Source organism: Neobacillus sp., assembly GCF_031988165.1.
GTDB classification, from domain to species: Bacteria; Bacillota; Bacilli; order Bacillales; family Cytobacillaceae; genus Neobacillus; species Neobacillus rhizosphaerae.
Window position 1 is genome coordinate 42,369 of sequence record NZ_DALZYO010000014.1, and the last position, 23,292, is coordinate 65,660.

The window sequence follows — 23,292 nt, forward strand, 5'->3', positions numbered from 1 at the left end:
AATTAATTTCAATTACTTGAGTCGAGCAATGGTATGGGACAGTGACCCATACTCTTACACATTCTAGAGAACATTTTAACTAAGGAGTGGTTGTAGTGGCACGGGTTTTATTTATTAATGGTGGATCAGAAGGACATGTCAATCCAACTATTGGAGTTGTGCAAGAGCTTATTTCGCGTGGAGAAGAGGTAGTGTACTTTACGATAGAAGATTTTCGAGAGCGTATTGAGAAGACGGGGGCAATTGTAAGAACCTTTGATGTTCAAAAATTTGTAAAAGCCTTTATCTCAGGTGGAAGAAATTATTTACTCGAAAGAATCAACGGTCTTTTGCGTACTGCAGATATCGTGATACCTAGTGTTCTGGAGCAAATCGAAGGAGAACATTTTGATTATATCATCCACGATTCTATGTTTGGTTGTGGGTATATACTTGCACAAATACTTAAACTTCCAGCAATTAATTCTTGTACTTCTTTTGCGCAGACAAAAGAATCATTCGATAAAATGGTCGAACAGCTTTCTAAAAACATTCCTCCAGAAATAGTTAAACCTATAAACGATGAATTTCAAAGCCTGACGGTAATGGTGAAGGAAAAATATGATGTGGAGATTCATTCTCCTTACGAAGTTTTTTGTAATCCTGCACCACTTACAATTGTTTATACAACTAGCGAGTTTCAACCTTTTGGAGAAGCATTTGACCAAACTTACAAATTTGTAGGTCCATCCATCTTTTCACGATTAACGCAAGAACACTTCGACCTTACTTCAATCAAGGGGAAAAGCCCCATTTACATTTCACTGGGTACTGTCTTTAACCAAGCAATTGATTTCTATAAGCTTTGTTTTAAGGCATTTGGGAACACTGATCATACCGTTGTTATGTCTATTGGGGAAAAAGCTCAAATATCTGATTTAGGGGAGATTCCTAAAAACTTCATTGTAAAAAATTATGTTCCACAAACTGAGGTGCTGAAATACACTAAATTATTTATTACACATGGAGGAATGAACAGTACCCATGAAGGTCTCTATTACGGGGTTCCGCTAATTGTAATCCCACAAAGCGCGGATCAGCCGATAATTGCCGGGCAAGTTACCAATATTGGAGCCGGCATTAAATTACATATGCAAAGCTTGACTGCAAATCAACTACGTGAAGCCGTAGATCATGTGCTAAACGACCCATCTTTCCATAAAGCTGTTGCAAATATTAGGGAATCCTTTCAAAAATCGGGTGGGTATTACCAAGCTGTTGATGATATTTTCGAATTTAAAAGTCAATATGATATCTAAATAATGATAAAAGCTAGATTGTGAAGTTATACACTTAAAGTAACGGGTGCTTATGTTCAAGATGGAATCGCTGCAGCGATCTTTTTTTATTATTCGACTAACGGTCAGTTTAGTTGAACAAAATTTAAATCTGTTGTTTAATTTATTGCAGAACATTCAAAAAAATAGGGGGGACTTAATTTGGAAATGTGGATTAATAAAGGATTTTCAATTTCTACAAATAAAGAGTATTTAGATTTAACATTAATACATACCTTCTTGAGTCAAGAAGCCTACTGGTCAAAGGGGATACCCAAGCAAATAGTAAAAAAGGCAATTGAAAATTCTCCGTTATGTTTTGGAGTTTATAAAGGTGAAGTAGGTAAAGACGTTATTGAACAAGTTGGTTTTGCAAGGGTAATTTCTGATTTAGCAACTTATGCCTATCTATGTGATGTGTTTATATTGCCAGATTATCGGAAATTAGGGTTATCAAAATGGTTAATGGGTATTATCACAAACCATTCCGAATTACAGGGAGTTCGTAGATTTATGTTAGCTACTAATGATGCACATTCATTATATAACCAATACGGTTTTGAACAGATTGTTAATCCAGAACTATTTATGCAAAAGGTACTTAAAAATCCATATCAACAATAAAAACTCTTCTAACGATTGCAAGAGATCAAGATCCAGCTGCCATTAGCGGCTTTTCTTGTTTCACTAACTGGCAGGATAGTTGAAGAACCAAATGGATTTTTATTGTAAAATATGACTAAAAGCAAAGGGAGTTTTAATATGGATAGAATTGGTGTCTTTTTTGAAATTCCACAGGATTATTACAATTTAAAGATAGAATCCTTATTAAAGTTTATCAACATTGAAGATTACAAATGGCACATTACCACAAATGATGTAATGGTAAGAAACGATGAATGGAATCATACTTTTTTGGAAGATGAGGAGTTTGTTTCAGGTCCTAAGCTAAAAGAAGAGTTACAGGGTAAGGATTTATACCCAATATTTTTAAATCTCCGAGCATATCCTAATGAACTAACCATACAAGAAATACGTAATAATCCAGTTACAAATCTTCAAGAGTTTTTAGAAAGTAAATGCATTCTAATGTTTGTCATAATAGATTGCTACGAAGTTGCCATCTTTGTAAAAAAACCTTTGTATTTAACATTCCTTCATCAAGAAAGTTTGTCACAAGGATATAAGGAATTCCGATTCATTAAAGCATTAGATGAGTGGTATTTTAGTTAACTACTGGATAAATCCTTGTGGATTTGCTTCTTGAGCTAACGGGGGCAATAGTTTAAGATCTAGCTGTCATTATGGCAGCTTCTTATTGTACAACGTGAAGGATAGTGAAAATTGCAAAGTTTTAAGGACAAATTTAAAATTCGCGTAAATCTGTTCTTATAGGGCAAAATATGTAACGGTATTGTGTTGGCAAGCACTTGCCTATTCTAAATAAGGAGTGAGATGAGTGGCTGATAAAAACGAACGTAACCGTGTCGATAATGATGCTGGCGAAGCGGTAGGAACTGGTGTCGGTGCTGTCGCTGGAGCTGCTTTGGGTTCTGTTCTTGGTCCACTTGGTACCGTTGCAGGAGCTGTTGCAGGAGGAGCGATGGGTAACAAAGTCGGCGAAGGCGCCAATGAGGCTAATGACAGTGTTACGAACCGAGAAGATTAAACTTTAACCAAAGTGGCACTGAATGAAATGGATTCCCAAAAAGGGAGTCCTTTTTTTTTAAGCTAATTCAGCTTTTTTAGGTAAATTCCCAGTAAGATTGTGAATCAATTCACTTAAAGTAACAGGGCTTTTGTTGAAGATCGCCGAGCTGTTTATAAAGCTCTTTTTTTTAATAAACGGGCAGGATAACGGAATTAAGTTCAAGAATTTATGAAGATGGAATGCTGAAAAGATGGAGTAAAAATATGGGTTGACCTTTCTGTTTTCCGGGAATAGATACAGAACAAAGAGTCGTTCTCAGTAATGAATATTGTTTATTCGTTCAAAGAACTCAAGAAGTCTTATTATGTTCAGGTTTAATTGTACCAAGAGTACGTAGGGAGAAAGTATTTGATTTAGCTTCTATGGAATGGCAAGCTACTTTTGATCTTTGATCTTTTCCATCAAGTTAAAGCTTTGCTTAATAAAGAATAAAAGCTAGATGGTTACAATGGAGTGGGTATGATAATAAAGGAAGGAAGTGCAAAACGATGGATTTCGAAATGGTTATGCAGGAACTAGAAGCGCTAGGCAAGGAACGAATTAAAAAGACTTACTTAAGCAATGGTGCACACGAGCCGCTTTTTGGGGTGGCTACAGGCGCAATGAAGCCACTCGCAAAGAAAATCAAGAAAAATCAGCCTTTAGCCGAGCAGCTTTACGCCACCGGGAACTATGATGCCATGTATTTTGCCGGCATCATTGCGGACCCAATGACAATGACGGAGGCGGATTTTGAGCGTTGGATAGATGCGGCGTATTTTTATATGCTGTCTGATTATGTGGTTGCAGTAACTTTGGCTGAAACCACTATTGCGCAAGCTGTTGCCGATAAATGGATCGCAAGCGGGGAAGAACTTAGAATGTCGGCAGGCTGGAGCTGTTACTGCTGGCTTTTGGGTAATCGCCCGGACAGCGAATTTAGTGCAAGCAAGATTGCCAGTATGCTTGATCAGGTAGAAAATACGATACACGATTCTCCTGTTCGAACAAAATCCGCTATGAATAATTTTATTTACACAGTCGGGATTTCCTATTTGCCGCTCCATGATAAGGCGGTTGAAACCGCAAAGGCAGTAGGACCAGTCGAAATCAGGCGGGACAAGAAAAAAAGCAGTATTCTGTTTGCTTCCGAAAATATCCAAAAGGAAATAGATAGAGGGAAGCTTGGTTTCAAACGCAAATATGTCAGGTGTTAGCATCGCTTGTAGTGTAATGTAACTACACTAACTGCAACGAGAGCTCCATACATCATTCGAAGGTTGCTGACAAGCAAGAATCGGTGGCTCTTCAACAATCGGGAGCGATTGTTGAAGAGTATATGTAATTACTTATGTGAACAGCTATTAGGACTATTAAGGTAAACACTACTACACCTTTATCTCTGCGATCACCACTCAAGCCACTGTGAGGCGGTTGTTAAAATAGTTTATTATGGTGATGCGGGGACCACCTAAGGTCCCTGCTTTTTTATGGGCATTCAAACATCTGGACATTTTTTTAAAGGGCAGTCTCTGGGCATTCGCCGTTTCATACCAAAAATACCTACATAATCTATAGATATTAATCCAAAAGGAGAGATGCCCAGATGTATCCGTATGAAAATTATCAAATTCCACAAATTCAGTTCGACTACACTCCATATGTACAGCAAAATCAATATGACCCCAACAGACAACTATCGCAATTCCTGCAACTACCCCAATGGCAACAGCTTGTACGCAGAGTTAATCAGCTTGAAAGGCAAAATGAGCGGCAAGAAAGAGAAATTAACCAACTTCAACGCCGTCTCCAACGAGTAAATCAGCGGCTTCGTGCAGTGGAAAACCGATTACAGATTCCATTTACCCCATTCGACGGGGAGTATTAAAGAAAACCCCAGGAACCCTGGGCGAGAATTTTCCCTAAGGGTGATGAAACGGAACCGAATGAAGAAGGTCTTAAATTCTATGATAGTCTAATTGATGAAATTAGAAATAATGGATATTGAGTACACGGCAGACTTCTTTAGTTTTTCTTATTATTATACTCGAATCTCTGATGCGGAAAGTGCAAAGAAAGTAACTCTGCTTACTTAAACCCTCAGCTACAAGCAAGTGACTGGGGTTGGTCAATAAACTGCACTTTAAAACGGAGACGCCTGTTATAAACGTTGAACTTGATCATAAATTCATGCAACGTATTTGAGAGTGAACCTTCTAAAGGGACATCATTCGATAGTATATTGCCGAAAAAAGGACGTTCATAAGACAATAGGTCTTAAAACGTCCTTCTTTTATTATTTAAAATTCTTCAAATGGAATGAAATGACCAGGGTACATTGGCAATTGTTCAAAGCCAATTTTTTCTGCTGTAATGATTGAATCTTTTCGTAAAAAATTGCTGATATGACTGATAAAATTTAAACTACATTTTGCAGAACCTGTCCATCGCTCATTTTAATGATAGAGTCAACATAAGAAAGCATTTCTTCATCATGTGTAACCATTAAGGTAGTAATGTTTAGCGTTTTAGTTAAATTTCGGATTAACATCATAACATCTTTAGACCTTTTTGAATCTAAACTTGCAGTTGGTTCATCCGCAAAGAGAACTTTTGATTCTTTGTAGGCCTTATTTAGCCGGAATAGCTATTTCTAATTTTTCTATTTTTCGATATAAGGTTCTAACACTAAGCCCTAAATCTTTAGCTACTTGCATCTTCCCTACATAATCATAACCATATTGAGCTAGCTTTTGCATAATAACATCTTTTTCTGATTCCTTTAAAACAGCTTGTTCTCTTTGAATAGGTTGAATATTTTCATTTAAATCACATAAAAAATCAGGCAATGATGATGCAGTCAGTTCCATGCTCCTCTCCATATTCATGCTATATTCAATAACGTTTTCTAACTCGCGTATATTTCCAGGCCAATGATATTGTTTTAGTCTCTTCAAAAAGTCCTTATTGTACGTTTGAATGAATTTCCCAGTTCGCATTTGTAATTTGTCCATTAAGATTTTAAGTAAATCCTCTAAATCCTCTTTTCGTTCCCGTAATGGTGGTATATGGAATGGAATAACATTGAGCCTATAATAAAGATCTGAACGGAACTGTTTAGAATCTATTAATTTATCTAACGGCTGATTCGTTGCTGCAATGATTCGTACATTGACTTTCTTCGAATGAGTTCCACCAATTCTACGTACCATTCCATCTTGCAGCACATTTAAAAGCTTTGGTTGCAGATGAATTGGAAGGTCTCCAATTTCGTCTAAAAAAAGAGTGCCTCTATCAGCCAACTCAAAAAATCCTGGCTTGCCTTTTTTTCTTGCCCCTGTAAACGCTCCTTCTTCATAACCAAACAATTCACTTTCAAATAATGTTTCAGGAATGCTAGAACAATTTATTTCAACAAAATAACCTTTTCGAAACATACTCTGTTCATGAATAAGCTTTGCTAATAAGCTTTTTCCTGTTCCCGTTTCCCCTGTTATAAAAATGGAAGAAGAACTATTTTTGATATTTTTAATATTTTCCTTTAATTTTTCCAACATATAGCTATTACCAAGTATGTACTCTGTTTTTTCTTTTTTTGGCGGGAATATGCTCTCGAAATAATCTATGTCTTGTAGAATCCCCACAATAATATCGCTTAATTGTGACATCCAATAGCTATACTCCTTTTGTCGATCTATCAGTTTCTCTTGACCATCTTGAGAAAAGCTCACAAAAGATAGATAGCCGTAATGCTTGCCATGCTGCAATATGCTAATCACAATTTCAGCTGTTGAAGGGCACTTTTTCTGAAAATGACAACCATGACAAATACTCATATGGCCTGGTTTTTTTACAAAGTTAACGGGATACTCATATTGTTTTTGAAAAAAAGGTAAATGAACACGTTTTCCTTTTTTAAGCTTATACTCTTCTGTTGATACCGTTAATACACCTTTTGGATCAAAGTAAGCGATTTCAATTTGTAAAAGGTCTGCAAAAGTTTGTATCGTTTTACTAACCACAGTGATTGAAGACAATAGAAAATCCTCCCTTTTATAAAAAATATAGTAGTTTCCTAAAGTTCAAGTTATAAAAAAAGAAATTACCTGATAGCTACTTGTATTTATACAAGTATAAGTAAATAAATTATTTTTTGTCAATTTTCTAAATTTTTGACAAAAATGTCAAATCAAATACTTTCATTTACTAAAGTTTGTTGATTTATCAGCTCTATTAAGTTGGCATATTAATTGCATTACAAAGTATCAACACACCTTAGGAGGTTATTGTATGGAAAAAGACTATATTCAATTAAAAGATAAAGTCTCAGTAATTACTGGGGCAGCATCTGGGATAGGCTATGCCACAGCAGAGCTTTTAGCAGAAGTAGGATCTAACGTTATTCTTTTAGATATTGATAAAGAGAAGGGAAACCTAGCTGCACAAAATCTGAGAGACAAAGGCTTTAACGTGAACTTCTTAAAATGTGATGTAACAAACGCTCGAGATTGCCAGCATGTAAGTGAACAAATTAATCGTAAATACGGGAACGTTAACGTGCTTTTTAATAATGCTGGCATCATAAAACGCAAAACCGTAGTTGATTTAGAAGAAAATGAATGGGATGCAGTTCTAAATGTTTCATTAAAAGGTGTGTACCTCTTATCTAAATACATTATTCCTATTATGGCTTCTCATGATGGTGGAAGTATTATCAATACAGGTTCAGGTTGGGGATTAAAAGGTGGAGATAAAGCCGCAGCATATTGTGCTGCAAAAGCTGGTGTAGTTAATCTGACAAAAGCAATGGCAATCGACCATGGTCCACAAAATATTCGTGTCAATTGCATATGCCCAGGAGATACAGATACACCATTATTACGAGATGAGGCAAAACAATTACAAGTAGAGGAAAGCGTATTTCTAAAAGATTCTGCAATAGATCGCCCACTTGCAAGACTAGGAACTCCGCGTGATATTGCAAAAGGCGTCTTGTTCTTGGCGAGCGATTTATCCAGTTGGATGACAGGTACAGAGCTAGTTATTGATGGTGGCGGTTTAGCTTAATTATTTAAATTTATTAGGAGGTATTGTTATGACAAAGAAGGTCCATCCTTACATACCTAATATGGTGCCAGAGGTAAAAGAGGAAATGTTAAAAGAGATTAGCGTTGAATCGACAATGGAATTGTATTCATGTATTCCTGAAGAACTTCTCTTCCAAGGAGAAATGAATATACCGAAAGCCTTAACAGAACATGAACTTCGCCGTCATATTGATGGATTATTAAATAAAAATGTTAGTGCTAATGAGTATTTAAACTTCTTAGGAGCTGGCTGCTGGCAGCATTTTGTACCTGCTGTATGTGATGAAATCAATCAAAGATCCGAATTTTTAACGGCATATGCTGGAGAACCATATGAAGACCATGGTCGATATCAAGCATTATTTGAATATCAAAGCTTATTAGCAGAACTTGTAGATATGGATGTCGTAAATGTTCCTACATTTGACTGGGGGCAAGCTGCAGCTACATCTCTAAGAATGGCGGGACGTATAACAGGAAGAAAGAAAGTTCTTTTAGCAAAAACAATCTCTCCTGAAAGAGCGAAAATTATCATCAATTATGGTACTCCTGAACTTGAATTTGATTTTATTGGTCATGACCAAGATACGGGACTTCTACAATTAGATGATTTAAAGAAATATATTTCCAATGACATTGCAGCCATCTATTTTGAAAACCCTTCCTATTTAGGCTTTATTGAATCGCAAGGAATTGAAATCTCAGAGATTGCTAAACAACATGGCGTACTAATGGTCGTGGGTGTCGATCCTATTTCATTAGGGGTACTAACTCCGCCAAGTCGTTATGGAGCAGATATAGTTTGTGGTGATTTACAACCACTTGGCATGCACATGAACTATAGTGGGGGGCAGGCTGGATTCATCGCAACAAGAAACGAAGAAAAATTCGTTAATGAATTTCCTTCTCGTCTATTTGGCATCGTGCCAACAGTGAAAGAAGGAGAGTATGGATTCGGTGACGTAGCATATGACCGAACATCTTTCGCTTTAAGGGAAAAAGGAAAAGAATCAGTTGGTACACAAACAGCTTTATGGGGCATTACAGCAGGTGTTTATTTATCTTTATTAGGCCCAAATGGCATGTATGAGGTAGGGCAAATCATTATGCAAAATAGCCAATATGCAGTCAAAAAGCTGAATAAAATTCCTGGAATAAAAGGTTCAAGATTAAATTCACCTTTCTTTAAAGAATTTATCGTTGATTTTAATGGAACAAATCTTTCAGTTGAAACGATTAATGAAAGATTGCTAGAAAGAAAAATTTTCGGAGGTAAGGATCTTTCTAAAGAGTTTCCTGAGTATGGTCAAGCCGCACTTTACTGTGTAACAGAAATTCATAGTCAAGAAGACCTTGATCAACTAATTGCTTCTCTAGAAGAAATAGTGAAAAACTAAAACGCATATTGAGGAGAGGGGATTCTATCACATGAAAAAAATACAGAGAAACAATAAAGTTCGTGATTTTCATCAAGCGAAATGGAATGAACCAATTATTTTCGAGCTTCATCAACCAGGAGAAGTAGGTGTTGAAGTTCCATCAGCTAATCAAACGATTGTTTCGGAAGTTGGAGATGGTGTTTCTGCAATTCCAGCTACAATGTGTAGACCGGAAAAACCTAATCTTCCAGAAATAAGTCAAGCACGTGTATTAAGACATTATGTTCGGCTTTCTCAAGAAACGTTAGGTTCAGATTTCAATGTAGAAATTGGTCAAGGTACTTGTACGATGAAATATATCCCGAAAATTAATGAGCTATTAATACGAAATCCTAAAATGATGGCATTACATCCTCTTCAAAATGAAAGCACGGCTCAGGGTATGCTAGAAATCATTTATAAATTGGATGTTTGTATGAGAGAAATATCTGGAATGGACTACTTCTCTTTTCAGCCAAGCTCTGGAACTCAAGCCTTGTTTGCAATGGCTTCCATTGTTAGAAAATATCATGAATCTAGAGGAGAAGATCAGCAACGTGATGAAATCATCACAACTATATTCTCCCATCCTTCACAAGCTGCCACAGCAGCCGTAAAAGGCTATAAGATTATTACACTACATCCCGGTGAAGATGGATTCCCTGATATCGAAAAATTAAAAGCTGTCGTATCTGAAAGAACAGCTGGTTTTGTTGTTGCAAATCCAGAAGACACAGGCATCTTCAATCCTAAAATTAAAGAATTTACCAAAATTGTTCATGAAGCAGGTGGTGTTTGTTATTACGATCAAGCAAATGCCAATGGTCTACTAGGTATTACTCGAGCTAAAGAAGCCGGATTCGATATGTGCTTCTTTAATCTCCACAAAACCTTCGCTGCTCCACATATGTGCGGTGGCCCTGCAACGGGTGCACTTGGAGTCGTGGATGAACTCAAAGAATTCTTGCCTGGACCAATTGTTGAGTTTGATGGAGAGCAATATCATTTGAATGATAATCTGACTCACTCGATTGGAAAAGTACGTGCATTTCATGGTGTAGCTCAAACGATTCTACGCTCCTATGCTTGGATTCGTGCATTAGGTTCAGAAGGCTTAAAAGAAGTAGCTCAAACAGCAGTGCTTAATAATAACTATCTGTACCACAAGATTCAAAAGATTCGTGGTGCGAGTGCACCATATGTAAAAGGTCAGCGCCTTGAACAGGTTCGCTATAGTTGGGAACAGATGACAAAAGAAACAGGAGTCACAACAGAAGACGTCCAAAGACGAATGACAGACTTTGGTCTTCATTATTGGACCAGCCACCACCCATACATTGTACCGCAGCCATTTACACTTGAGCCAACTGAATCTTATTCAAAGGCAGATTTAGATGAGTATATTGCGGCACTTGAACAAATTTCAAATGAAGCATATGAAAATCCTGAAATCGTTCAAAATGCTCCATATAACAGCACCATTCACAAATTAGATGAACAAGATTATCTAGATAATCCAGAAGAATGGTGTATTACATGGCGATCCTATATCAAAAAATCTATGGTATCTGAATTATTTAGAAAGTGAGTAGGGCAAGCAAGCTTCGGTTTGATTGCCTCCTTCTCTTACTTTCTAATGAGAGATTCATTCTACGTTTTGATTCCAAAATGATATAGATAAGGGGGGTAATGTGTTGAATAATGGGAGATATTCAGACAGTCTACGCGAAAAACGAGTAGTCATTACTGGCGGAGCAAGTGGTATTGGATTAGCTACTGCCAAACGATTTGCTCAAGAGGGATCTATCGTTACCATTTTAGACCGGAATGAAGAGCAACTTTATAACTCGCTACAAGAATTTCCATCTATCGCACATGGTGTCATCGTCGATGTGAGTAACCCGATTGAAGTTAAACAAGCATTTGAAGAGATTGATTCATTGACCAATGGAGTAGATATTTTGATTGCTAACGCTGGCATCAGTGTCAGAGCTAATTTTATCGATATTACCCCAGAGCAATGGAGAAAGGTACTTGGTATTAATCTAGATGGTATTTTTTATACAGCTCAAGAAGCTGCGAAGCGTATGCTAGCCCAAGGAGAAGGCGTCATTCTTATGACAGCGTCAACCAATGGGCTAGTAGGTCATCCCTATTATGCTGACTACAACGCCTCTAAAGCTGGAGTTAATCTATTAGCTCGAACAATGGCACTTGAACTTGCTCCAACGATTCGCGTGAACACCATTTGTCCAGGTTATGTACTTACACCTATGCAAATGGCGGAATATACACCTGAAATGCTGAAACAAACCGATGAAAAAATCCCATTAAAACGGCATGCACAGCCTGAAGAAGTAGCTAACTTATATGCCTTTCTCGCATCTCAAGAGGCAGCCTATATAACGGGTCAACATATTCCAATTGATGGAGGAGAACTAGCTTAGTAGTTTGGGCGTTATTTATCGAAGAACAAAAGACTTTTAAGAGAATGAATTTTTTCAAAGGGGTGCTGGGAAATGATTTCGTCATTTACATGTCGTGAAGAAGTATTAAAGTTTACAAATGAATTAGTAGCCGTAGAAAGTATTGTTAACACCACAGGGGAAATTGCTATTTCAAACTTTTTATATAACAAAATAGCTTCTTTTCCTTATTTCAAACAAAATCCTTCCTATCTAATGCTTTCTCAAACAGAAAATGATGAGGTAGAACGTTATAATGTATTGGCTTTTGTAAAAGGAACGAAAACGAAAAGCGATAAAACAGTTATTCTAATGGGTCATACAGATACGGTTGGTATCGATGACTACAGTCATTTAAAAGATAAGGCATGTTTCCCTGAAGAATTAATGAAAGTCTTACACGATGAACCATTGCCTGACTTGGTAAGGAATCAATTAGAATCGGGTGACTGGCATTTTGGTAGAGGTACCGTCGATATGAAAGGCGGTGTCGCAAGTCATCTCTATTTACTGAAATACTACTCTGAACATCCTGAAGAACTATCTGGAAATCTATTATTATTTGCTGAATGTGACGAAGAAGATAGCTCGCATGGCGTTTTATCAGGATTAAAAGATTTAAAGAAATTACGTGAAGAACATCATTTTGATTATGTTGCGCTTATTAACTCCGATTTCGTTGCCCCTCGCTATGAAGGAGATGAAAATCGCTATATTTACAAAGGTTCCATCGGAAAACTCCTCCCTTCTTTTTTCATTACGGGAGCTGAAACACACGCTGGTTCTTCCTTTGAAGGGCTAGATCCGAACTATATAGCTGCTGAGTTAACGCGTCAAATCAGCTATAATCCAGATTTAGTTGATGACTCATTAGGTGAATTTCCGGCACCACCAGTCTCATTAAAGCAAACAGATTTAAAACCGACTTACACCATCCAAACGGCTCTTTCAGCGTATGTTTATTATAATTTCTTTATCCAGTCATGGTCTCCAAAAGATGTCATGATTAAACTGAAAGAACAAGCAGAAATCGCTTTTGATAGAGCATTACAAACACTAACAGAACGGTACCAAACGTTTTGTGCTCGAAGTGGTGAAACGTATAACGAACTTCCATGGAAAACAAGAGTGATTATTTACGAAGAAATGAAGCAATTACTAGAAAAAGAACATGGCGACCGATTTATCCAACATATGAAAGCCTTTAAGGAACAACTAATGCTAGATAAGAGCTTAGACACTCGGATGTTTGCAGCTCGTGTTGTTGAAGAAGAATGGAACTGGATGACAGATAAAAGCCCAGCCATTATTATTTTCTATTCGTCTCTTTATTCACCACGCGTAGATGTTACAGGAAAAAATGAGAAAGAACAGCACCTACTGGATGCATTACAGAAAGCGATTGAGCAAGTTCAGCCAACCTATCCTCATTCGATTGTAACGAGAAACTTCTTTCCTTATGTATGTGATATGAGCTGTGTCGCACTAAGTGATGATGAAGAAGGAATAGAGGCAGTGTGTAATAACAATCCAGGCTGGGGTACGAAACATTTTGTTAATTATCAAGATATCCGAGATATTAATGTACCTGCTATTAACATTGGACCATATGGATATGACGCACATAAGAAATATGAGAGAATGGAGCTTGCATTTTCAACAGAAATTGTACCAGCATTAACAAATGAAGTTATTAGCCATTTATTAAAGTAGAATCTTACGAGTAATAAAAGTTATGGTGAAAGTGGCTGAAATACCCTTACAACCTCTTTAAAAAACAGAATATTCAATTATTTTTTACCCGTAAGGAGGGAGCGACCAATGAAGTACTTATTAAATAAGAGAGTTAGGCAAATACAATTTTCTGGGATAAGGAAAATTGCTAATATAGTGGCTCAGTATCCAAATGTTATCAACCTTACAATTGGTCAACCGGATTTTTCAACTCCTAATCATATAAAAACTGTTGGAAAAACAGCGATTGAAGAGGATCGAACAACGTATACTCATAACGCCGGATTAATAGAACTTCGAGAAGCTGCATGTGATTATATGTTCCAAAAGTATAAGCTACTTTATCAGCCCGTTGACGAAGTCATCGTTACGGTGGGTGCAAGTGAAGCACTTGACATCACTTTCAGAACTATTCTAGAAGAAGGAGATGAAGTGATCCTTCCCTCACCTATTTACCCTGGTTATGCACCGATTATAGAATTATGTGGCGCTATTCCAGTGTATGTAGATACATCAACAAATAATTTTAAGTTAAGCACTGAATTGCTTCATAAAAAGTTGTCTGACAAAACAAAGTGTATCATTCTACCATATCCATCCAATCCAATAGGAAGTACGTTAGATCAAAAAGAACTAGATGAAATCTCTAAATTACTGTTAGATAAAGAAATTTTTATCGTTTCTGATGAAATTTACAGTGAATTAACCTATGAAAAAAAACATACGTCTATGGCCTCTATTCCCGAAATGAGAAACAAAACTATTGTTATAAATGGGCTTTCTAAATCCCATTCGATGACAGGTTGGAGAATCGGTTTCGTCTTTGCACCCTCATATATTGTCGAAGAAATGCTAAAAATTCACCTTTATAATGCAACATGTGCAAGCTCCATTAGCCAATATGCAGCGATTGAGGCGCTTATCCATGGAAAAGATGATCCGATATCCATGAAAGAAGAATACCTAAAAAGAAGAGATTTCGTCTATAAACGTTTACTTTCTATAGGTATGGAAGTTAGTAAACCACAAGGAGCATTTTATATATTTCCATCAATAAAACACACGAATAAATTGTCAGCTGAATTTGCCTTAGAACTACTTGAAAATGCTGGAGTAGCAGTCGTGCCGGGAGACGTTTTCTCAAAAGCTGGTGAAGGATATATACGAATCTCCTTTGCAAATGATATGAAATTATTAGAAGAAGGAATGAACCGGATTGAACAGTATGTTAATTCCATAAATCGTAAAGGGGAGAAGTAATATGCAAATTATAAAGACTATAGAAAAAGTACCAGGTGGCATGATGCTCGTACCGCTTTTGTTAGGAGTCACTCTTCATACCTTTATACCTTCAATGGGAGATTTCTTTGGTTCTTATACAGGAGCACTCTTTAATGGAGTACTACCAATGCTTGCTATCTTTTTTGTCTGTGTGGGATCAACAATTGATGTAAAAGCAACTCCTACAATCTTAAAAAGAGGAGGAGCCCTTCTTATCGGAAAAGTTGGAGCTTCAGTTATTGTTGCGTGGATCGCTTTCCAAATTATTGGTGAAGGATCCGTTCTTGGAGGACTTTCTGTTTTAGCGATTGTTGCTTCTATGAATGATACCAATGGAGGATTATTCTTAGCCTTAATGCATCAGTATGGAAAAAAAGAAGAAATCGCTGCTTATCCTATTATGACAATAGAAGGAGGACCATTCATAACGATGGTAACGCTTGGCATCGTAGGTCTTTCTACAATCCCATGGCAAACACTAATTGGTGCGATTTTACCTCTAGTGATTGGCATGATTCTTGGAAATCTAGATAAAGACTTACGTGCATTATTAAGCAAAGCTGTACCTGCCTTAGTTCCTTTCTTTGCATTTGCACTAGGGTCTGGTCTCAATTTTAAAGATGTGATTGATGCAGGATGGATTGGATTAATAGTTGGACTATCTGTCATTCTTTTTACAGGAACTATTCTGTTTATTATGGACCGATTAGCTGGAGGAAATGGGGTAGCAGGATTTGCTGCTGCATCAACTGCAGGAAGCGCAGCCAGTGTTCCAACTATTGTGGCTGCAGCCAATCCAGTCTATGCACCAGTTGCTGCTTCCGCAACAATTATCATTGCAGCAAGTGCTATCATTACGGCTATCTTAGTACCAATTATTACGGCATGGTGGGCCAAGCGTGTCAATCCACAAATAGAACATACGTTAAGTGTGTAAGAACCTCCTGGTCTTTTTAGTTATTGGTTTATTAATGATTTTAGGAATATTTTTTACCTCGGCAGTAGGATTTCATAACTTTACAACTGGTGAAGCTCCATTTAAAGGAGGATTCTTTGCTATTCTTTGGCTTGGTTATAAATTCATTAAAAAGACAAAGGTAGTGCCTCTTGAGGAATGAGACTTTAGCAGGGATAATTTGTAAACGATTACATCACTAATACTCGATTAACCATCCTATCCGCAGAAAGAAATAATAATATTAATGAGAGGTGTATTTTATGAAGAAGAGAGTAGCATCTTTAACGGTACTATTAGGTTTATCCTTACTTTTTGTATTGAGTGGCTGTGGATCGAATGATTCTAAAGTATCTGGATCAGTGGACAATAAGGAAAAAATGGAGCTAGTAGACGAAGGCAAATTAACGTTTGCTATGAGTGGTTTGCTTAAACCTCTCAACTATAAGGAGAACAACAAGCTAGTGGGTTTTGATGTTGAAATTGGCCAAGAAATTTCTAAGCGCATTGGTTTAAAAGCGAACCCTGTTACAAATCCATGGGAAACCATCATCCAAGGTTTAAAGGGTAAAAAATATGATGCCATTATCGGAAGTATGACAGCTACAGAAGAACGTTCTAAACAAGTCGATTTCTCCGATCCTTACTATATTTCTGGCGCGCAAGTCTTTGTAGCAGCATCGAATGATACTATACAAAAGAAAGAAGACTTAACGGATAGAAGAATAGGTGTTATGCAAGCAAGTACGTATCAACAAGATGCTAAAAAATATACAAAAGATATTAAAAATTACCCAAGCGATATTTATGCTCTACAAGATCTTGAACCAGGACGTGTTGATGCAGTCATTACAGATAAAATTGTTGGTATCTCTGCAATGAAAGAAGGGAAATTAAAAATTAAAGACGTAGACAATGTACTTAAAAAAGAAAATATAGCAATTGCGGTTAATAAAGACAATCCTGCACTCTTGAAAGCAATCAATAAAGCCATTAAATCCATGGTTGAAGATGGTACTTACGGAAAAATCAGTAAGAAATGGTTTGGAGTAAATCTATTAGAAAAATAAAGACCAAGCCTTTTTATTGAACTGAGGAGCTGAAGTGTTTATGGATTTTATAAATAGCATATATTCTATTTTCCAAACACATGGTATTGAATTTTTAAAAGCGACCTTAATTACGATAGAATTGACCGTTGTTTCACTATTGATTGCAGTAGTAATCGGATTGATTTTTGCTTTTTTTAAAGTCTCTAACATTACCATTTTACAAAAGATTGCCGATCTCTATATTTTTCTAGTACGTGGCATGCCTTTAATCGTACAACTTATGTTTTTGTATTATGGAATATCGAGTGTATTAGTATTATCTGATTTCACCGCAGGCGCACTCGCCTTGGGGATTCACTCTGGTGCCTATATAGCTGAAATTTTCCGAGGATCCATTCAATCCATTGACCGTGGTCAGATGGAGGCAGCTCGTTCCTTAGGAATGCCATATTCCCTATCGATGCGCCGTATTATACTACCTCAAGCTTTTAAAAGAGCCATTCCATCTTTAAGTAACCAATTTATTATCGGATTAAAAGATTCTTCCCTTGTCGCATACATTGCCGTAACAGAGTTATTCAACCATGCGCTTTCTGCTCAAGCTGAGAACTATATGCCATTTGAAACGTATTTCGTTGTAGGTATGTATTATTTAATTCTTGTTCTAATTTTCACTCTAATCTTTAACAAATTGGAAAAGAAATTAGACGTTAGCAAGAGTAGGGGAGGTAGTGGATTTGATCAAAGTAAGAAACTTATGCAAAACGTTTGATAACTTAGAAGTGTTACGAGATATTTCCATTGAGATTAATAAATCAGAAGTTGTGGTGCTAATCGGAGCTAGTGGTTCAGGCAAAAGTACTTTGTTAAGATGTTTGAACTTCTTAGAAATAAAAGATAGTGGAGAAATTGAGATTAATCAAAAAGTAATCGATGTTAATAAATCAGATTTAAACAAAGTAAGAGAAGATATGGGTATGGTCTTTCAGCACTTTAATCTATTTCCACATATGACAGCACTAGCTAACGTGATTGAAGCACCTGTTCATATTAAAAAGAAAAAGAACCAAGAAGCAATCAATAAAGCAAGGGAGCTATTGCATAAAGTAGGTTTAGCTGATAAAGCCCACTATTATCCTGAACAATTATCTGGTGGACAAAAGCAACGAGTTGCAATTGCCAGAGCACTCGCCATGGAACCAAGCGTTATGCTATTTGATGAACCTACATCTGCGTTAGATCCGGAGCTTGTAGGTGAAGTGCTTGAAACAATGAAGAATCTCGCAAAAGATGGAATGACAATGGTGATTGTCACACATGAAATGGGCTTTGCAAGGGAAGTAGCAGACCGTGTAATTATGCTGGCAGATGGAAAAATTATCGAAGAGGGTCCCCCAACAATATTCTTTACAGAACCTAAGGAAGAAAGAACACGTAGATTTTTACAACAAGTCTTGTAATTACTTTTGGTTTTATATAAAAATAGTCCCAATTAAAACGGTGGCCACTGCAAAGGTCCGCAGCTTAACTAGCAGGAGTGATGTGTGTCATTGCAGAGGCAAGAAAGAGAAATTAACCAACTTCAACGGCGTCTCCAACGAGTAAATCAGCGGCTTCGTGCACCATTCGACGGGGAGTATTAAAGAAAAACTTAGGAACTGGGTAAATACCCAGTTCTTTTTGCTGAAAGTATTATGCTCCCTCGTACTAATGTAATTAGGGAGTTTTTTTGTTAAAGGAAATGGACTACTCCGTTTTAAAAATCTAAATTATTTTAAAAAAATAATAGTAAATGGATTAATTTTGGTGATTTGCATTTTCAAGTGGTAGGAGTGGTAGGCGATTTTTGATAGAATAACACTAACTAGGTTTTAGGATGTGGATCAGATGTTTAAAGTGTTAATTGTTGAGGATGAAAGGAAAATTGCCGAAATTGTTGGTGAAACCATGAAAAGCTGGGGCTATGAGCCTTGCTATATTAACAATTTTCAAAAGGTCGATGAAGAGTTTATGCTTACGAATCCACACCTGATTCTGTTGGATATTAATCTTCCATACTATAACGGTTTTTATTGGTGTGAGAAAATAAGACGGCTTTCTAATGTACCTATAATATTTCTATCGTCGCGAACGGAGCAAATGGATATGATGATGGCGATTAATATGGGCGGAGATGATTTCATTCAGAAGCCTTTTTCGATGGAGATGTTATTGACGAAGATAAATGCAATCTTAAGAAGGACGTATACATATCAAGCGAAAAGTCTTGAACTTCTTTGCCATCGTGATTTAACGTTAAATTTAAAAACAGCAACTGCTATCGTTGATGATAAAGAAATGGATTTGACGAAAAATGAATTCAAAATCCTTTCCGTTCTTTTTGAGCATACAAATAAGATTGTAAGTCGCGACAAGTTGATGCAAGCACTATGGGAAAGTGAAAGCTATATTGACGATAATACGCTAACCGTAAATGTAAATCGTTTACGACGAAAACTAAATGAAGCAGGAATTGGCGATTATATTCAAACCAAAAAAGGACAAGGATATATGTTAGCATGAACTTGAAGCACTATCTTTTCTATCAAAGAAGGTTAATCTTCACTTATATGTTCATCATGACATTTATTACCATCATGATTTGGGTGGAACCAAAGCTCAAAATGGACATTAGCAATCTATTATATATTCAGCTTGTTGGAGCTGTTCTTTTCACTTTTTATCTTATAAGTGAATACTTCATAATTAATAAGCATTTTAAATCTATTCAAAGTAATATGGTTAGAAAAGCCAAAACATATGAACAATATCTATTTCACAGCATGTTGCAAAAGATGGAGCAACATCATCAAGAAAAGATTACCGAAATTCTCCAAGAAAAAAAGGATAATTTGGAATTTATGACCTCTTGGTTTCATGACATTAAAACGCCGATTTCTGTTAGTCGTTTAGTTATTGAGCATAATGATAAATCTGATGCGATTAATAGTCTTGAAGAAGAGATCGATAAAATAGAAGCTTATGTTGAACAGGCGCTATACTTTGTTCGCAGTGATCATGTTCATCGTGACTATCTCATTACTGAGGTAGATTTATCCAAAGTTGTTCATTCTGCTATCAGGCAGCATTCGAAGATATTTATTAAGAAAAAAATTCAGCTTGATCTTCAATTAATACAAATTGACATTTTAACAGATCAGAAATGGCTCTTATACATTCTTTCCCAACTAATGACAAACGCACTCAAATATACAGCGAATCAGGGGAAATTATCCATTTCGGTGGAAGAGGATCAAAAGGAAACACGGTTAGTTATAGAAGATAATGGGATTGGAATATCGAAAGCAGATATTGCACGTGTATTTGATCAGGGATTTACAGGAGAAAACGGAAGAATGTTCGGAAATTCTACTGGGATGGGCCTTTATTTAGCCAAAAAGCTAGCAAATAAGCTAGGGCATGGCCTTACAATCGATTCTGAAGAGAACAAGTTCACAGCGGTTACGATTCACTTTCCCAAATTAACTGATTACTATCAAATGAATGAGAATTAAAAAGGTTCGAGACAGCTGCCCTCGAACCTTTTCTGTTATTGATTAACAATCTTGGATCCTGAAATCACAGTAAACACATAGTAGGAACCGTAAAGTAATGTATATGTTCCGGTACAAATCATTACAGGTATGAGAAAATTAATGTCCATTATTTTTGATAGTGCGGCTAAGATGATACTACTATGGGCAATTCCCATGATCAATGGCAATATAAAGACTATACTGAATTGTTTGCTGATGACTTTCCTTACTTCTCTCTTGTTAATGCCAATTTTTCGTAGAACCAAATACCTTGTCCGATCCTCGGTTGCTTCTGTGAGCATTTTAAAGTAAATGATACTACCTGTTGCCGCGAGAAAAACTAGGCCAAGAAATCCACTAATAAAAATAACTAGTCCATATGTAGATTGAATTTCTTCGTAATTAGCTGAAAAGCTGGAGAATTCGGTTTCGGCAGGGAGCGCGTGTTTAATTTTGTTTGTAAGTTCAGTTGATGTTTCTTCCTGTTTTATTTTGAACACTTGAACTATTTTTCGCTCATTTTCTTTCGCTAGCTTTTCGTACAATTGATCCTGGATAACGATTAAAAATGGTTGAACATCTCCGTTTAATAAACTGAGTGATTTTGTATCGACTACTTTTACCGATTGATCTTCCGTAGGTGATGTCAACAAAATCCTTTTGTTGACATTTTCATTGTCATTTTGCGATCCAATAAAATTCTTTACTATGGAGACGGCTTCCGCCGCTTTTAAGCTTGCTATTTTCGGCTTATTTAACTTCTCTACCAATTGGTTATATGTTTTGAGCGGAATTAAAGCAACTTTTTCATCAAAATAATAGTAGCCGCCAGGAAGTTTCGGTAAGTTAGTGGCATCTGCTTTGATCATAAGATAATCCCATTTTTTTGAAAAAAGAACAGGGTGTTCTTGATTATTGATAATTATCCGATTGATCCGATCATCTACTTCTGTACCCGTAACAGTGTATTGATAACTATATGGGGTGAAATCTTTGATTGTCGCTAAGGAATTATAGTACATACTAAAAGCAAATCCATAGGCAATGAGAGTGACTGCATTCAAGACGGAAATCATTGTTAGCATGACGGCATTGGTTTTTAATCGATTCGTTAATTGCGTCATCGTTAATAAATTTGACCATTTATAATAAAAACGTTTGTTATTTTGAAGCATTTTTAGAAAGAATCCGCTCAAGGAATGAAACAAGAAATACGATCCTGCAACAATCATCACCAAAGTAATTAAAAGATTTCGTCCAAAATGTTCATTCCAACTCTTTGATTCATATGCATTCAGTAGAAGCCAGTAGCCGATTCCAATTAGCATTAATGCAAGAATCGCAATGATAAAAGAGGGTTTAAAAGGCTTTTCTCCCTTTTTTTCAGCATGAAATAGCTCGATCAATTTAAAGCGGTACATAATGAAATATCCTTGCAACGAAGTTAATGAATTGATGATCAAAAAAAGAATAACTGTTTGCAACACCGCGTTTGTACTTAAGGAGAATTTTACCACGATCGAAAAACCCATTAATTTTATTAGTATCATGGTGAAAAAGACAGAAAATAATTCCCCAACGAGAATTCCGATGAGAAGTGAGAGGATTCCCATTATGAAATTCTCGCAAAATAGCATTTTACCGATCTTTTTTCTAGAAACACCAAAAAGTGAGTATAGACCAATCTCTTTTTTTCTTCGCTTCATAAAAAAAGAATTGGAATAAGAAATAAAGATTGCTACGAAGAGAAGTAGTACGAAAGACGAGCCGAGAAAAGCAGATTCGAACTTCTCTGATTCTGGTAAAGCAGCCGTGATTTGTTCATTATATTGTAGCGATACAAAGGTAAAATAAATCATAACACTGAATGTCATTGATGCAATGTAGAGGATGTATTGGGAAAAGTTATGCTTAATGTTTTTGAATACGATATTATATAATGTCATGACTCCCACCCCCTAGAGTCGACAGCGTGTTTAATAATTGCTGGAAAAACTCTTTACGATCCTTATCACCTCGAACAAGCTCTGTCACCAGGCTCCCATCCTTCATAAAAAGGACTCGGTCACAATAACTAGCAGCAAAAGCATCGTGAGTAACCATTAATATCGTTGAATGAAAGTCACGATTTAGTTGTTTAAATGTATTGAGAAGATCCGTTGCTGATCTTGAATCAAGTGCCCCTGTTGGCTCATCAGCAAGTACTAAGCTTGGATTTGCGATAATGGCTCTTGCAGCCGATGTTCGCTGCTTTTGGCCTCCTGAAATTTCATACGGGTATTTTTCTAAAATGGCATCGATTCCTAATACATGTGATAACTCATTCACTCTCTTTTCCATTTCATTAGCAGGATGATTGGATAATGATAGCGGCAATAGGATATTTTCTTTTACTGTCAATGAATCTAGTAAGTTATAGTCTTGAAAAATAAACCCTAAATGTTCGCGACGAAATTGCGTTAATTGTTCTTCATTCATCGTGATAAGATTCTTACCACCTATCACAACATTACCCGAAGTTGCTTTATCGATGGTCGCTAAAATATTTAGGAGAGTCGTTTTTCCTGCCCCAGAAGGTCCCATAATTCCAACAAATTCACCTTTATGTACAGTTAAGCTCACTTCCTGCAAAGCGTTAAAAACTTGATTTTTTGACCCATAAACCTTATAAATAGAACTTCCTATTAATACTGTATCCATTGAAATACCCCTTTCAAAT

General features: G+C 36.5%; 21 protein-coding genes and 2 pseudogenes. 19 read left to right on the top strand and 4 right to left on the bottom strand.

Annotation, left to right across the window (positions count from 1 at the left end):
• Window positions 1-95: 95 nt before the first annotated feature.
• From RTR43_RS10220 to RTR43_RS10250, 7 genes and pseudogenes are all read left to right on the top strand, one after another.
• On the top strand, window positions 96-1,298 hold the full coding sequence (locus tag RTR43_RS10220; protein ID WP_312471589.1) for a macrolide family glycosyltransferase: 1,203 nt from the start codon (window positions 96-98) through the stop codon (window positions 1,296-1,298).
• Between the two features lie 186 nt (window positions 1,299-1,484).
• A complete protein-coding gene (locus RTR43_RS10225; protein WP_312471699.1) occupies window positions 1,485-1,940 on the top strand; it encodes a GNAT family N-acetyltransferase in 456 nt (151 codons plus the stop codon).
• A 138-nt stretch (window positions 1,941-2,078) separates the two neighbouring features.
• Window positions 2,079-2,549: a DUF2691 family protein gene (locus RTR43_RS10230; RefSeq protein ID WP_312471590.1), complete on the top strand. Its 471-nt coding sequence runs from the start codon at window positions 2,079-2,081 to the stop codon at window positions 2,547-2,549.
• 226 nt (window positions 2,550-2,775) lie between these two features.
• Complete coding sequence (locus RTR43_RS10235; protein ID WP_312471591.1) at window positions 2,776-2,985, top strand: glycine zipper domain-containing protein; 210 nt, start codon at window positions 2,776-2,778, stop codon at window positions 2,983-2,985.
• 530 nt (window positions 2,986-3,515) lie between these two features.
• Window positions 3,516-4,223 (top strand): DNA alkylation repair protein, encoded by a 708-nt coding sequence (locus RTR43_RS10240; RefSeq protein WP_312471593.1) that lies wholly within the window; start codon window positions 3,516-3,518, stop codon window positions 4,221-4,223.
• 389 nt (window positions 4,224-4,612) lie between these two features.
• Complete coding sequence (locus tag RTR43_RS10245) at window positions 4,613-4,894, top strand: hypothetical protein (protein WP_312471595.1); 282 nt, start codon at window positions 4,613-4,615, stop codon at window positions 4,892-4,894.
• Between the two features lie 27 nt (window positions 4,895-4,921).
• Window positions 4,922-5,008, top strand: a pseudogene (locus tag RTR43_RS10250) (family 1 glycosylhydrolase); the annotation flags it as partial.
• A gap of 417 nt (window positions 5,009-5,425) precedes the next feature.
• On the opposite strand, the pseudogene RTR43_RS10255 reads toward RTR43_RS10250, so the two are convergent.
• Together RTR43_RS10255 and RTR43_RS10260 are read right to left on the bottom strand one after the other, a co-directional pair.
• Window positions 5,426-5,620: pseudogene (locus tag RTR43_RS10255) on the bottom strand (hemin ABC transporter ATP-binding protein); the annotation flags it as partial.
• Between the two features lie 16 nt (window positions 5,621-5,636).
• A complete protein-coding gene (locus RTR43_RS10260; protein ID WP_312471596.1) occupies window positions 5,637-7,043 on the bottom strand; it encodes a sigma-54 interaction domain-containing protein in 1,407 nt (468 codons plus the stop codon).
• A 253-nt stretch (window positions 7,044-7,296) separates the two neighbouring features.
• Between RTR43_RS10260 and RTR43_RS10265 the strand changes: the two genes are divergently transcribed.
• The 12 genes from RTR43_RS10265 to RTR43_RS10320 all read left to right on the top strand — a co-directional run bounded on the left by RTR43_RS10265 (window position 7,297) and on the right by RTR43_RS10320 (window position 20,552).
• Entirely contained in the window at window positions 7,297-8,073 is a 777-nt protein-coding gene (locus tag RTR43_RS10265) for an SDR family NAD(P)-dependent oxidoreductase (protein ID WP_312471598.1), read from the top strand.
• 28 nt (window positions 8,074-8,101) lie between these two features.
• On the top strand, window positions 8,102-9,490 hold the full coding sequence (gcvPA, locus tag RTR43_RS10270) for an aminomethyl-transferring glycine dehydrogenase subunit GcvPA (RefSeq protein ID WP_312471600.1): 1,389 nt from the start codon (window positions 8,102-8,104) through the stop codon (window positions 9,488-9,490).
• 31 nt (window positions 9,491-9,521) lie between these two features.
• Window positions 9,522-11,099 carry an aminomethyl-transferring glycine dehydrogenase subunit GcvPB gene (gene gcvPB, locus RTR43_RS10275; protein ID WP_312471602.1) on the top strand — a complete coding sequence of 526 codons (1,578 nt, stop codon included), beginning with the start codon at window positions 9,522-9,524 and terminating at the stop codon, window positions 11,097-11,099.
• Between the two features lie 106 nt (window positions 11,100-11,205).
• Window positions 11,206-11,958 (top strand): SDR family NAD(P)-dependent oxidoreductase, encoded by a 753-nt coding sequence (locus RTR43_RS10280; RefSeq protein ID WP_312471603.1) that lies wholly within the window; start codon window positions 11,206-11,208, stop codon window positions 11,956-11,958.
• A gap of 72 nt (window positions 11,959-12,030) precedes the next feature.
• On the top strand, window positions 12,031-13,689 hold the full coding sequence (locus tag RTR43_RS10285; RefSeq protein WP_312471604.1) for a M20/M25/M40 family metallo-hydrolase: 1,659 nt from the start codon (window positions 12,031-12,033) through the stop codon (window positions 13,687-13,689).
• Between the two features lie 108 nt (window positions 13,690-13,797).
• Window positions 13,798-14,970: an aminotransferase A gene (locus RTR43_RS10290; protein WP_312471606.1), complete on the top strand. Its 1,173-nt coding sequence runs from the start codon at window positions 13,798-13,800 to the stop codon at window positions 14,968-14,970.
• A 1-nt stretch (window position 14,971) separates the two neighbouring features.
• The gene (locus RTR43_RS10295) at window positions 14,972-15,928 is read left to right on the top strand and encodes a 2-keto-3-deoxygluconate permease (RefSeq protein ID WP_312471608.1); all 957 of its coding nucleotides are present in this window, start codon (window positions 14,972-14,974) and stop codon (window positions 15,926-15,928) included.
• Window positions 15,929-16,209: 281 nt separating this feature from the next.
• A complete protein-coding gene (locus RTR43_RS10300) occupies window positions 16,210-17,016 on the top strand; it encodes an ABC transporter substrate-binding protein (RefSeq protein WP_312471610.1) in 807 nt (268 codons plus the stop codon).
• 40 nt (window positions 17,017-17,056) lie between these two features.
• Complete coding sequence (locus tag RTR43_RS10305) at window positions 17,057-17,770, top strand: amino acid ABC transporter permease (protein ID WP_312471611.1); 714 nt, start codon at window positions 17,057-17,059, stop codon at window positions 17,768-17,770.
• Complete coding sequence (locus RTR43_RS10310) at window positions 17,736-18,458, top strand: amino acid ABC transporter ATP-binding protein (protein WP_312471614.1); 723 nt, start codon at window positions 17,736-17,738, stop codon at window positions 18,456-18,458. The genes RTR43_RS10305 and RTR43_RS10310 overlap by 35 nt, the downstream gene beginning before the upstream one ends.
• 427 nt (window positions 18,459-18,885) lie before the next feature.
• Window positions 18,886-19,560, top strand: a complete 675-nt coding sequence (locus RTR43_RS10315) for a response regulator transcription factor (protein ID WP_312471617.1) — start codon at window positions 18,886-18,888, stop codon at window positions 19,558-19,560.
• The gene (locus RTR43_RS10320) at window positions 19,557-20,552 is read left to right on the top strand and encodes a sensor histidine kinase (RefSeq protein WP_312471618.1); all 996 of its coding nucleotides are present in this window, start codon (window positions 19,557-19,559) and stop codon (window positions 20,550-20,552) included. Before RTR43_RS10315 ends, RTR43_RS10320 begins: the two co-directional genes overlap by 4 nt.
• Before the next feature lie 35 nt (window positions 20,553-20,587).
• Here the strand turns inward: RTR43_RS10320 and RTR43_RS10325 are convergent, their stop codons facing one another.
• Together RTR43_RS10325 and RTR43_RS10330 are read right to left on the bottom strand one after the other, a co-directional pair.
• Window positions 20,588-22,519 (bottom strand): FtsX-like permease family protein, encoded by a 1,932-nt coding sequence (locus RTR43_RS10325; protein ID WP_312471620.1) that lies wholly within the window; start codon window positions 22,517-22,519, stop codon window positions 20,588-20,590.
• Complete coding sequence (locus tag RTR43_RS10330; protein WP_312471621.1) at window positions 22,506-23,273, bottom strand: ABC transporter ATP-binding protein; 768 nt, start codon at window positions 23,271-23,273, stop codon at window positions 22,506-22,508. The genes RTR43_RS10325 and RTR43_RS10330 overlap by 14 nt, the downstream gene beginning before the upstream one ends.
• Between the last annotated feature and the right edge of the window lie 19 nt (window positions 23,274-23,292).